Here is a 12326-nt window from a genome sequence, read left to right on the forward strand (position 1 = left end):
CGGCAATCCGGCTGCCCCGCGGCGGGGAGTCTTGCAGACAAGAACAATGGCCGGGCCGCGATAATGCCGCCGACGCCGGTTGCCGAGAGGCGCTTCAGGCGCCTACCCAGGGCAGGCCGGCCTTGCACCATCCTTCCACTGTCTTGCGGTGCCCGGCCGCATCCTTGTTGCCTTCAAAGCCTTCGACGATGTCGAAGCAATTGCGATAGCCGTTTTCGCTCGCCAGTTTGACGGCATGCTTGGAACGAACCCCAGAGCGGCACAGGAACAGCAGTATCTCGTCGGGGCCGGCGGCTTGCTGCAACTGCTCGAGGAATTGCGGATTGGGCTTGCCTTCCGGATACAAATTCCATTGCACGAACAGGTGTTGCCCGGCCGGGATTTGCACCATCCCGACCCAGTCGCGCTCAGCCTTGGTCCGCACGTCCACCAGCTTGATGGCGGGGTTGCCCTGAATCAGGGCGAAGGCTTCCTGCGGCGTGACGGCCCCGCGGTAGGGGAGCTGGCCGTCCTGGGCGCGCTGGCCGGCAATGGTGAGGATCTGTTCTTGGGTCATCGGCGCCTCGCTGGGTTATCTGGGGTGGAAATGGCTAAAAATTATAAATAAATTAAAAGATTAATTCTTTTGGCGCAGCGGATGTATCGCTCTGGATCGCTTATCGGCATAAAAGCACCAAATAAGTGCGCATCAGTCGCCATATGCACCAATATGTTCAATGTTGGTGCAATATGGGTAAAATGCACTAAAATAATGCACAAATTCAGCCCGCATGCACTGAAGGGAACGGCCGTCCAGCCTCTGCTCCCTAAAATATTCCATAATTGCCGCCCCTGAAAGGGCGGTGGCATGGAATCTGCTATCATCCGCGTCTGAGTTCCGGCGCAAGACCGTTGTATCAATTGCAAAGATCCAGTCGCAGAAAACGGCTCAACCCCCAAATTTATACTACTTCCTCGTTTTAGGAGATTCGCATGGCAAGGACGGCCGCAGAGGTTTTGAAGATGGTGAAGGACAACGAAGTCAAATTTGTTGACTTCCGTTTCGCGGACACCCGCGGCAAGGAACAGCACGTTTCCGTGCCTGTTTCGCATTTCGACATCGACAAGTTCGAATCCGGTCACGCTTTCGACGGTTCGTCGATCGCAGGCTGGAAGGGTATCGAAGCCTCCGACATGCTGTTGATCCCTGATCCGAACACCGCCAACATCGACCCGTTCATGGAAGAAACCACGCTGTTCATGCAGTGTGACGTGATCGAGCCGTCCGACGGCAAGGGCTACGACCGCGACCCGCGTTCCATCGCCAAGCGCGCTGAAGCCTACCTGAAGTCCTCCGGCCTGGGCGACACCGCCTACTTCGGCCCGGAACCCGAATTCTTCATCTTCGACGGCGTGCGCTGGGGCGCGGACATGTCCGGTTCCTTCGTCAAGATCGATTCCGAAGAAGCTTCCTGGAGCACCGGCGCCAAGATCGAAGGCGGCAACTCCGGCCACCGTCCGACCGTCAAGGGCGGCTACTTCCCGGTTCCGCCGGTCGACAGCTTCCAGGACATGCGTTCGGAAATGTCCCTGATCCTGGAATCGCTGGGCATCCCCGTCGAAGTGCACCACCACGAAGTGGCCGGCGCCGGCCAGAACGAGCTGGGCACCAAGTTCTCGACCCTGGTCGAGCGCGCCGACTGGACCCAGACCCTGAAGTACGTGATCTGGAACGTCGCCCATACCTACGGCAAGACCGCAACCTTCATGCCCAAGCCGCTGGTCGGCGATAACGGTTCGGGCATGCACGTGCACCAGTCCGTATGGAAGGACGGCAAGAACCTGTTCGCAGGCGACGGCTACGCCGGCCTGTCGGAATTCGCGCTGTATTACATCGGCGGCATCATCAAGCACGCCAAGGCGCTCAACGCGATCACCAACCCCGGCACCAACTCGTACAAGCGCCTGGTTCCCGGCTTCGAAGCCCCGGTCAAGCTGGCCTACTCGGCCCGCAACCGTTCGGCATCGATCCGTATCCCGCACGTGGCCAACCCGAAGGGCCGCCGCATCGAGACTCGTTTCCCGGATCCGCTGGCCAATCCGTACCTGTGCTTCGCCGCGTTGCTGATGGCTGGCCTGGACGGCGTGCAGAACAAGATCCACCCGGGCGAAGCCGCGACCAAGGACCTGTACCACCTGCCGCCGGAAGAAGACAAGCTGATCCCGACCGTCTGCGCCTCGCTGGAAGAAGCGCTGGACCACCTGGACAAGGACCGCGAGTTCCTGACCCGCGGCGGCGTCTTCACCGACAGCATGATCGATGCCTATCTGGAACTGAAGGGTCAGGAAGTCCAACGCTTCCGCATGACCACTCACCCGATCGAATTCGATATGTACTACTCGCTGTAATCGAAGACGGGTCTTCAAAAAAAGGGGAAGCTTGCTTCCCCTTTTTTGTTTGCGCGCAGCCGGAATACCCCTCGCCTTGTCATAAGGCGGTGGAGGTTTTCCGGAGGACGCGATGAGGCGCAGGCATGGTTTGGGATGGGCGGCGGCACTGCTGGCTTGTGCCGCCGGGCAAGCTGCCGACATCTATGTGTGCGTCGGCAGCGGCGGCGTCGAATACCGCGATGACGCGCGCGCGGCGCATTGCCGCAAGAGCGTGCTGGCGCCGCTGGGCGCGGTCAGCGGCAATGGCATTGCCACGGAGCGGAAGGATTTGCCGCCGGCGGCGCCGGCCGATGAAGAGCGCTCCCGCATCGCGCTGCGCGAACGTCTGGCCGCGGAGCGCAACAGGCTCGATGCGCTCAGGCGCGAATATAACGGCGGTGAACCCGAGCGACGCGGCGACGAGCGCAATTACGCCCGCTACCAGGCGCGCAGCGCCGCCTTGCAGGCGGCGATCGGGCAAAGCGCGGCGGCAGTCGCCGCGCTTGAGCAGGCGCTCAGGGATTGAGGCGCGAAATGCGGTGGCAGGCAGCGGCATGCGGGCTCGCTCGAAACTTGCTAGGGCATGAGTGGCAAATGCAGGGCGCAAGGCCCCCGCCTTTGCGATGAGTAAGCGCGCTGGCGCAATGGCCGCCAGCGCCACCAACGATTTCAGGGTCAACGATTATCCGAATGAAGACAAATTTTCCCTCGCTTGACGGCCTCGACCTGCTGGCTTCGGCGGTGATCATTCTGGATGCCCGGGGCGGCATCGTGTACGCCAACGCCGCGGCCGAGAACCTGCTGGAGAGCTCGTTCAAGGTCTTGTCGCAGCAGAAGCTGTCGGAGCTCTTCCTCAACGGCACGGAACTGTCGGCGCTGTTCTCCCAGGCCATCGAACACCAGTTCGCCGACAAGCGCCTGGACCTGGTGCTGGAGCGCGCCAACCGCGAGCCCTTGCAGGTGCACACCATCGTCACGCCGCTGGACAACCCGGACATGCCGGTGCTGCTCGAGCTGCGCGAAAACGTGCAGCAACTCAAGCTGGACCGCGAAGAGCGCATGTTCGACCAGAGCCAGGCCAACAAGGAACTGATCCGCAACCTGGCGCACGAGATCAAGAACCCGCTGGGCGGCATCCGCGGCGCGGCGCAATTGCTGGAGCTGGAGCTGCCCGAACGCCACCTGAAGGAATTGCGCGAATACACCCAGGTCATCATCAAGGAAGCCGACCGGCTGCAGACGCTGGTCGACCGCCTGCTGGCGCCGCACCGCCATCCGCACATCGTGGGCGACGTCAATATCCATGAAGTGTGCGAACGGGTGCGCAGCCTGATCGTGGCCGAGTTCCCGCAAGGCCTGACCATCAAGCGCGACTACGACCTTTCCATTCCCGAATTCCGCGGCGACAAGGAGCAGCTTATCCAGGCGCTGCTCAACATCGTCCACAACGCGGCGCAAGCCCTGGCCGAACGCATCCGCGCCGGCGACGGCGAACTGATTTTGCGCACCCGCGTGAGCCGGCAAGTGACGCTATCCAAGGTGCGATACCGGCTGGCACTAGACTTGCATATCATCGACAACGGCCCGGGCATCCCCCCCGACATCCAGGAAAGGATTTTCTATCCGCTGGTATCGGGACGCGAGGGAGGCAGCGGGCTCGGATTGACGCTGGCGCAGACTTTCGTTCACCAGCACATGGGCGTGATCGAATGCGAGAGCCGGCCGGGATGCACCGATTTCAGAATACTAATACCGCTGCCGTGAGCCGATGGCCGCAGGCGGCGCGCCAAACCAGTGTGATGGAAGCATTTCGTCATCGGGGGCTGTCGTTGCGGTGTGCCGCCACGCTGCACTACAGAAGCATTAACAGCATGACCAACGCAGGAACAGTTATTTATGAAGCCAATCTGGATTGTTGACGACGACGAATCGATACGCTGGGTTCTCGAAAAGGCCCTGGCCCGAGAAAATCTCGCCACGCAAAGCTTTTCCAGCGCGCGCGACGCCATACAAGCCCTGCAAAGCGGCACGCCGCAGGTCCTGGTTTCCGACATCCGCATGCCGGGCGCGTCCGGGCTGGAGCTGCTGCAGACCGTCAAGGCCAAGCATCCCGGCATCCCCGTCATCATCATCACCGCATTCTCCGACCTGGATTCGGCCGTCTCGGCGTTCCAGGGCGGCGCCTTCGAATACCTGGCCAAGCCTTTCGACGTCGACAAGGCGGTCGAACTGATCCGCCGCGCGCTCGACGAAAGCCTGCGCGAAATCGATGTCGAACAGTCGGCTGCGCAGACCCCCGAAATCCTCGGCCAGGCGCCGGCCATGCAAGACGTGTTCCGCGCCATCGGCCGCCTGTCACAATCGAACGTGACGGTACTGATCACCGGCGAATCCGGCTCCGGCAAGGAACTGGTGGCGCGCGCATTGCACAAGCACAGCCCGCGCGCCAGCCAGCCCTTCGTCGCCTTGAACACCGCGGCGATCCCCAAGGACCTGCTGGAATCCGAACTGTTCGGCCATGAGCGCGGCGCCTTTACCGGCGCACAAGCGATGCGCCGCGGCCGCTTCGAGCAGGCCGAGGGCGGCACGCTGTTCCTCGATGAAATCGGCGACATGCCGCTGGATTTGCAGACGCGCCTGTTGCGCGTGCTGTCGGACGGCCACTTCTACCGCGTCGGCGGCCATCAGTCCTTGAAGGCCAATGTACGGGTGATCGCGGCCACGCACCAGAACCTGGAACAACGCGTGCGCGAAGGCCTGTTCCGGGAAGACTTGTACCATCGCCTGAACGTGATCCGCCTGCGCTTGCCCAGCCTGCGCGAGCGCAGCGAAGACATCCCGATCCTGGCGCGCCACTTCCTCTCGCAGAGCGCGCGCCAGCTGGGCGTGGAGGCCAAGCGCCTGTCGCCGCAGGCGATGCAGTTCCTGTCGCAACTGGAGTTCGCCGGCAATGTACGCCAGCTGGAAAACCTGTGCAACTGGATCACCGTGATGGCGCCCGGCCAGACGGTGGAGATCAAGGACCTGCCGCAGGATCTGGTGGAAGAGCGCGTGCATGCGCCGCAGCCGACGCAGACGGTCTCGGCCCCGGCCTCGGCGGCCATGTCGCAGCCGGCGGGCGGCGAGGGCGGCTACCCAGCGCCTGCCGAAGCCAGTCACGCCAGCTGGATTTCCCTGCTGGAAGCCGAAGCCGCGCACATGCTGGCGCAGGAACAGCCGGAAGTGATGGACATCCTGGGCCGCCAGTTCGAGGCGGCGCTGATCAAGATCGCGCTCAAGCACACGCATGGCCGCAAGAACGACGCGGCGGTGCGCCTGGGGATCGGACGCAATACCATCACCCGCAAGATCCAGGAGCTGGGCATCGGCGGCGCCGAAGACGATTGAAGGGGACGGCGACGCGCGGGCTGCTGCGCGGCGTTGCCGGGAGGGAGGAAACAGCAGAACGGAAAGAAAAAGAGAAATGGCCCGCATCGTTGCATGCGGGCCATTTTCATTGGCGCTGCCGGGGCGCCATCGGTGCGCCGGGCCAGCCATTCGCAGGCCGGCCCGGCGAAGCCGTCAGCGCAGGTGCAGCACCAGGCGCGCCGACAGGCTGGCCAACAGGCTCAGTACGGCGCCGAAGATGACGAAGTAGCTCACCGACAGCTTGTCGCCGGTGAAGTCGATCAGCCAGGTGATGATCAGGCCGGCGAAGCCGCCGAAGATGGTCACGGCGATGTTATAGGCCAGCGACATGCCGGTGCCGCGCGTGGCGACCGGGAAGATGTCGGCCAGCAAGGCAGGCATCGCGGCGAAGTACATGGTCATCAGCACGCCGATCACGGTCTGCAGCAACAGCAGTTGCAGGAAGCCCGGCGAATTGGTCAGGAACACGAACATCGGATAGGTCAGCACGATGTACAGCGCGCTGCTGGCGATCATGAACGGGGTGCGGCCGATCTTGTCGGACCAGGCGCCTACCAGCGGCGAACCCAGCGCCATGATGATGCCGGCCACCGACATGGCGGCGAACGAGGACCAGGCCGGCAGGCCGAGCTGCTTGACCGCGTAAGTCGGGATGTACAGCGACAGGTAGACCGAGACGGTGGCCATGATCACGCTGCCCGAACCGATCAGCAGGCGCAGCTTCTGGCTGGAGAAGGTGTCGCGCAGCGGGGCGTCGGTCTTCTCGTCGGAATCCTTGAACTCGGGCGACTCATCCAGGTGGCGGCGGATGTAGATGCCGGCCGGCGCGATCAGCAGGCCGAACACGAACGGCACGCGCCAGCCCCACGAGGCCAGCTGGTCGGCGGTCAGCATGTTGTTGAGCACGGCGCCGAAGAGGGCTGCCAGCAGCAGGCTCACGCCCTGGCTGGCGACTTGCCAGCTGGAGAAGAAGCCGCGGCGGTGCGGCGCGTGTTCCACCAGGAAGGCGGTCGAGCTGCCGAATTCGCCGCCGGCGGAAAAGCCCTGGATCATCTTGCCCAGCGCGATGCCGGCCGGGGCCAGGAGGCCGATGCTTTCATAGTTGGGCATGAACGCGATCAGCGCGGTGCCGATGGTCATGAGCATGATCGACAGCATCAGCGCCGACTTGCGGCCGACGCGGTCGGAGTAGGCGCCGAGCACCACCGCGCCCAGCGGACGCATGAAGAACGAGACGCCGAAGGTGCCGAAGGTCAGCAGCAGCGAGACGGTGTCGTTCCCGGTCGGGAAGAACTGCTTGGCGATGACGACTGCGAAGGCGCCGTAGATCAGGATATCGAACCATTCGAGCGCATTGCCGATGGACGAGGAAATGATGGCGCGCCTGGCCTGCGGATGCGTATGTTCGGCCGTCGGCGAAACGGTTGTGCTGGTCATGGGTTTTCCCTTTTTGAATGACGCTTGTGGATGAAAGCGCGGAGCTCGATGGCCTCACCGGAATGGGCGAACAGCGGCCGCTTGGGTATGTGTCTGCTTGCTCCGGGTATGGCATATGCCGCTACAGCGGCCGAGCATAGGCGGCGGGAGAACTCGCTGTCAAGAAGCGAGTTCTCCCGATTATCAGGCGCTGGGAAGGTGTTTGAAATTCCATGCGGCGTAAATAATTTACGGCAAGGCGAGGGCGAGCCGGTTGATGAATTTGCCGGCGGGGCGCCGTTGCCATGTCGTCATGGCAGCTCGGGTTCGCCGGCCTCTTTCAACTTGCGCCACAACGTCGTGCGGCTGATCCCGAGTTGGCGCGCCGCCGCCGCCCGGTTGCCGCCGCAGCGCTGCAGGACGGTACGGATATCGGGCAGCGCCGGTTCTTGCAACGCCACGGGCGATGACGACGATGCCGGCATCGCTTGCCGGATGCCGGCCGCGGCGATTTCAGGCGCGACGGCCTGGATCAGCGCCGGGGTCAATGCCTGCAGCGGTTCGGCGGCGAGAAACAGCGCCAGCCTTTCCATCATGTTGCGCAGCTCGCGCACATTGCCCGGCCATGCGTAGGCGGCCAGCAGCGGCGCGCAATGCGCGATCTCGGCGTGCAGGTTGGCGTGCGGGCGCACATCCAGCGCCGCCAGCGCGTGCTTGAGGTGCCATTCGGCGAGCGCCGCGATGTCTTCGCGGCGCTCGCGCAGCGGCGGCAGTTGCAGGCGCAGCACGCCCAGCCGGTAATACAGGTCGGCGCGGAAACGGCCTTCCCGCACGCGCGCATCGAGGTCGCAGTGGGTGGCGCTGATGATGCGCACATCCACCGGGATGGGGCGGGTGCCGCCTACCCGCACCACCTCGCGTTCTTCCAGCACGCGCAGCAAGCGCGTCTGCAAGGGCAGCGGCATTTCGCCGATCTCGTCGAGCAGCAGCGTGCCGCGGTTGGCCGCTTCGAACAGGCCGGCGCGCCCGCCGCGGCGCGAGCCGGTGAAGGCGCCTTCCTCGTAGCCGAACAGCTCGGACTCCAGCAGCGACTCGGCCAGCGCGCCGCAATTGACCGCCACGAAGGGATGCGCCGCCTGTACCTTGCCCTGCATCAGCGGATGGGCGCGGTGGATCGCCTGCGCTGCCAGTTCCTTGCCGGTGCCGGTCTCGCCCTGGATCAGCACGGTGGCTGGCGAGCGCGCGAACAGCGTGATCGACTGGCGCACCGCCTCCATCGCCGGCGACTCGCCGCGCAGGTCGTTGATGTGATGGCGCGCGCGCAGCGTATCGGCCACCGGCAGGCTGCGCCAGCGGCCGGATTCCAGTTGGGTCAGGCGCGCCAGTTCCAGCGCGTCTTCGAACGCCTGGCGCACCGAGGCCGAGGAATAGATGAAGACGCCTTGCAGGCCGGCTTCTTCTGCCAGGTCGGTGATCAGGCCGGCGCCGACGATGGCCTTGATGCCGGCGGCCTTGAGGTCGTTGACCTGGGCGCGCGCATCTTCCTCGGTGGCGTAGGTGCGCTGCACGATGTCCAGGCCGAACATCTGCTGGAATTCGGCCAGTGCCGGCATGGTTTCCTGATAGGTGATCAGGCCGATGCGCGGCGTGAGCTTGCGCGCGCGGGCCAGCGCCTGCATCACGTCGAAGCCGCTGGCGCGGGCCACGATCACCGGCACCGGCAGGCGGCTCTTGAGATAAGCGCCGTTGGAGCCGGCCGAGATGACCGCGTCGCAGCGCTCGGTCGCCAGCCGTTCGCGGATGTGGCGCACCGCCTCGTCGAAACCGAGGTGGATGGGTTCGATGTCGGCCAGCTCGTCGAACTCCAGCGTGATGTCGCGAAAGAGCTCGGACAGGCGGGAAACCGATACCGTCCAGATGACCGGTTTGTCGGCCGGGCGGTCGGCATCGCGATAGGCGGGGCGTTTCATTGAAAGGAGGTGTGTTTCATTTAGTGTCTCATGGAACAAAAATGTAACACATGTGAAACACTTTTGCTGCCTGGCAGAGGCACGGGGGAACACGCCTGTGTCGCGTTGCGGGCAGGGCGAGGAGTGGGCTAAGTCATTGATTTTGCTGTGTTTTATGTCCGGAGCGGAGGCGGCGGCCAGCAAGGTTCGCTTTTCGGGCCGGGGGATGGCACGGGCGTTGCAATGCAGTCTGCCAGTTTGTCCGCTGAAACGTCGCCGCCATTGCCTGGCGCCCGCTTCAGCGTATCCAGCAACCCATCCAGAAGGTGTCACCATGGCTCTCCACTCCGCAGGCGCAGCATTCCGCAAGGCCGTCCAGGAAGAATCCCCGCTGCAGGTCATCGGCGCGATCAACGCCAACCACGCATTGCTGGCCAAGCGCGCCGGCTTTCGCGCGATCTACCTGTCCGGCGGCGGCGTGGCGGCCGGCTCGCTGGGCTTGCCCGACCTGGGTATCTCCAACCTCGACGATGTGCTGACCGACGTGCGCCGCATCACCGACGTGTGCGACCTGCCGCTGCTGGTGGATGTCGATACCGGCTTTGGCGCCTCGGCCTTCAACGTCGCGCGCACCGTCAAGTCGATGATCAAGTTCGGCGCCGCCGCCATCCACATCGAAGACCAGGTCGGCGCCAAGCGCTGCGGCCACCGCCCCGGCAAGGAGATCGTCAGCAAGCAGGAAATGGTGGATCGCATCAAGGCCGCCGTCGATGCCCGTACCGACGATGATTTCGTGATCATGGCGCGCACCGATGCCCTGGCCGTCGAAGGCCTGGAGGCGGCCATCGAGCGCGCGGTGGCCTGCGTCGAAGCCGGCGCCGACATGATCTTCCCGGAAGCCATCACCGACCTGGCGATGTACAAGAAATTCGCCAATGCGGTAAAGGTGCCGATCCTGGCTAACATCACCGAGTTCGGCTCGACCCCGCTGTTTACCGTGGATGAACTCAAGGGTGCCGACGTCGGCCTGGTGCTGTATCCGCTGTCGGCTTTCCGCGCCATGAACAAGGCGGCCGAGAACGTCTACAACGCGATTCGCCGCGACGGCACGCAGAAGAACGTGGTCGACACCATGCAAACGCGCATGGAGCTGTACGACCGCATCGACTACCACACCTACGAGCAGAAGCTCGATGCGCTGTTCGCGCAGCAGAAGAACAAATAAGAGAAAACGTCATCACATGGCGCGCGGCGAGCCGGGCGCCATCAACGCATAAGCAATACATAACCGATACCCCTGAGGAGAACACGATGAGCGAGCAGCAGACAACCCCGGCAGCAGGCGGCTTCAAGCCCAAGAAATCCGTGGCGCTGTCCGGCGTGACGGCCGGCAACACCGCGCTGTGCACCGTCGGCAAGACCGGCAACGACCTGCATTACCGCGGCTACGACATCCTGGACGTGGCCGACAGCTGCGAATTCGAAGAGATCGCCCACCTGCTGGTGCACGGCAAGTTGCCCACCGCGGCCGAACTGCGCGCCTACAAGGCCAAGTTGAAGGCGCTGCGCGGCCTGCCGGCCAATGTGAAGGCGGCGCTGGAATGGCTGCCGGCCGCCTCGCACCCGATGGACGTGATGCGCACCGGCGTCTCCGCGCTGGGCTGTGTGCTGCCGGAGAAGGACGACCACAATATCCCGGGCGCGCGCGACATCGCCGACCGCCTGATGGCGTCGCTGGGTTCCATGCTGCTGTACTGGTACCACTACAGCTACAACGGCAAGCGCATCGAAGTCGAGACCGACGACGAGTCGATCGGCGCCCACTTCCTGCACCTGCTGCACGGCGAGAAGCCGTCCGCGCAATGGGAAAAGGCGATGCACACCTCGCTGATCCTGTACGCCGAGCATGAATTCAACGCCTCCACCTTCACCGGCCGCGTCATCGCCGGCACCGGTTCCGACATGTACTCGGCCATCACCGGCGCCATCGGCGCGCTGCGCGGCCCCAAGCATGGCGGCGCCAACGAGGTGGCGTTCGAGATCCAGAAGCGCTACGACAATCCGGACGAGGCCGAAGCCGACATCCGCCGCCGCGTCGAGAACAAGGAAGTGGTGATCGGCTTCGGCCATCCGGTCTACACCATTTCCGACCCGCGCAACAAGGTGATCAAGGAAGTGGCGCGCAAGCTGTCCAAGGACGCCGGTTCGACCAAGATGTTCGATATCGCCGAACGCCTGGAAACGGTGATGTGGGACATCAAGAAGATGTTCCCCAACCTGGACTGGTTCTCGGCCGTTTCCTACCACATGATGGGCGTGCCGACCGCGATGTTCACCCCGCTGTTCGTGATTGCGCGCACCTCGGGCTGGGCCGCGCACATCGTCGAACAGCGCGTCGACAACAAGATCATCCGCCCGTCGGCCAACTATGTCGGCCCGGAAGACCTGAAGTTCGTGCCCATCTCCAAGCGCAAATGAGGAGCGCCGGCCGGCGGCCCATGCGTCGTCGGCCGATGTGGATATTTGTAACAAGCATGCGAAGAAGTCGAGCGAATTGCAATTAATTGCTAAGATGCGGGCGGATCAGTTTTGCCATTCCCGATCCGGTTCGCTGCATTGCGGAATCCGGATCCGACATCACTCCTGGATATCCCGATGACCGTATTGAACGCTTCGCGCCTCTCCTTCGTCTTCAAGTCTTGCTCCGTATTTGCCGTCGTCGCCGTGCTGGCCTCCTGCGCTTCGGAGAAAATGCCGGTCACCGACACCAAGCCGGTGCTGCCCCAGATCATCAAGGCGCCGGCCGCCAGCCAGCCCACCTGGGCCACGCAACTGGTCACCGGCAACTTCAACTGCGAGCTGGGCAACAAGGTGGAGCTGCGCATGGACGGCCGCGTCACCGACGGCGTCACGCTGGTGTGGAAGGGCAATTCGTACCTGATGAACCCGGTCGGCACGTCGACCGGCGCCGTACGCCTGGAGAACAAGAGCGAAGGGCTGGTGTGGATCCAGATTCCGTCCAAGTCGATGTTGCTCAATTCAAAAATCGGGCAGCAGCTGGCCAACGACTGCAAGGCCAGGTAAGTCCGGCTCCGGTTGGCGCATTCGGCGGGTAACGGATGCGCGCCTTTCCTTCCCGGGCGG

General features: G+C 63.7%; 10 protein-coding genes. 7 read left to right on the forward strand and 3 right to left on the reverse strand.

What is annotated here, in order from left to right:
- Positions 1-94: 94 nt before the first annotated feature.
- Positions 95-556: a rhodanese-like domain-containing protein gene (locus FB597_RS02020; protein ID WP_144767855.1), complete on the reverse strand. Its 462-nt coding sequence runs from the start codon at positions 554-556 to the stop codon at positions 95-97.
- Between the two features lie 416 nt (positions 557-972).
- Between FB597_RS02020 and glnA the strand changes: the two genes are divergently transcribed.
- The 4 genes from glnA (at position 973) to ntrC (ending at position 5796) form a co-directional block, all read left to right on the forward strand.
- Complete coding sequence (glnA, locus tag FB597_RS02030) at positions 973-2388, forward strand: type I glutamate--ammonia ligase (RefSeq protein ID WP_141913165.1); 1416 nt, start codon at positions 973-975, stop codon at positions 2386-2388.
- Between the two features lie 112 nt (positions 2389-2500).
- Positions 2501-2935 (forward strand): DUF4124 domain-containing protein, encoded by a 435-nt coding sequence (locus FB597_RS02035; RefSeq protein ID WP_144767859.1) that lies wholly within the window; start codon positions 2501-2503, stop codon positions 2933-2935.
- Positions 2936-3099: 164 nt separating this feature from the next.
- On the forward strand, positions 3100-4173 hold the full coding sequence (gene glnL, locus FB597_RS02040) for a nitrogen regulation protein NR(II) (protein WP_144767861.1): 1074 nt from the start codon (positions 3100-3102) through the stop codon (positions 4171-4173).
- 132 nt (positions 4174-4305) lie between these two features.
- Positions 4306-5796, forward strand: a complete 1491-nt coding sequence (ntrC, locus tag FB597_RS02045; RefSeq protein WP_144767863.1) for a nitrogen regulation protein NR(I) — start codon at positions 4306-4308, stop codon at positions 5794-5796.
- A gap of 174 nt (positions 5797-5970) precedes the next feature.
- On the opposite strand, the gene FB597_RS02050 is transcribed toward ntrC, so the two are convergent.
- Complete coding sequence (locus FB597_RS02050; protein WP_144767865.1) at positions 5971-7254, reverse strand: MFS transporter; 1284 nt, start codon at positions 7252-7254, stop codon at positions 5971-5973.
- Between the two features lie 290 nt (positions 7255-7544).
- Positions 7545-9203 carry a propionate catabolism operon regulatory protein PrpR gene (prpR, locus tag FB597_RS02055; RefSeq protein ID WP_144767867.1) on the reverse strand — a complete coding sequence of 553 codons (1659 nt, stop codon included), beginning with the start codon at positions 9201-9203 and terminating at the stop codon, positions 7545-7547.
- A 313-nt stretch (positions 9204-9516) separates the two neighbouring features.
- Between prpR and prpB the strand changes: the two genes are divergently transcribed.
- The 3 genes from prpB to FB597_RS02070 all read left to right on the forward strand — a co-directional run bounded on the left by prpB (position 9517) and on the right by FB597_RS02070 (position 12266).
- Complete coding sequence (prpB, locus tag FB597_RS02060; protein WP_141913171.1) at positions 9517-10407, forward strand: methylisocitrate lyase; 891 nt, start codon at positions 9517-9519, stop codon at positions 10405-10407.
- A gap of 86 nt (positions 10408-10493) precedes the next feature.
- Positions 10494-11660: a 2-methylcitrate synthase gene (prpC, locus tag FB597_RS02065; protein ID WP_144767869.1), complete on the forward strand. Its 1167-nt coding sequence runs from the start codon at positions 10494-10496 to the stop codon at positions 11658-11660.
- Positions 11661-11837: 177 nt separating this feature from the next.
- Positions 11838-12266 carry a hypothetical protein gene (locus FB597_RS02070; RefSeq protein WP_141913173.1) on the forward strand — a complete coding sequence of 143 codons (429 nt, stop codon included), beginning with the start codon at positions 11838-11840 and terminating at the stop codon, positions 12264-12266.
- The last annotated feature ends 60 nt before the right edge of the window (positions 12267-12326 follow it).

This window comes from Herbaspirillum sp. SJZ099, assembly GCF_007828355.1.
Taxonomy (GTDB): Bacteria; Pseudomonadota; Gammaproteobacteria; order Burkholderiales; family Burkholderiaceae_D; genus Herbaspirillum.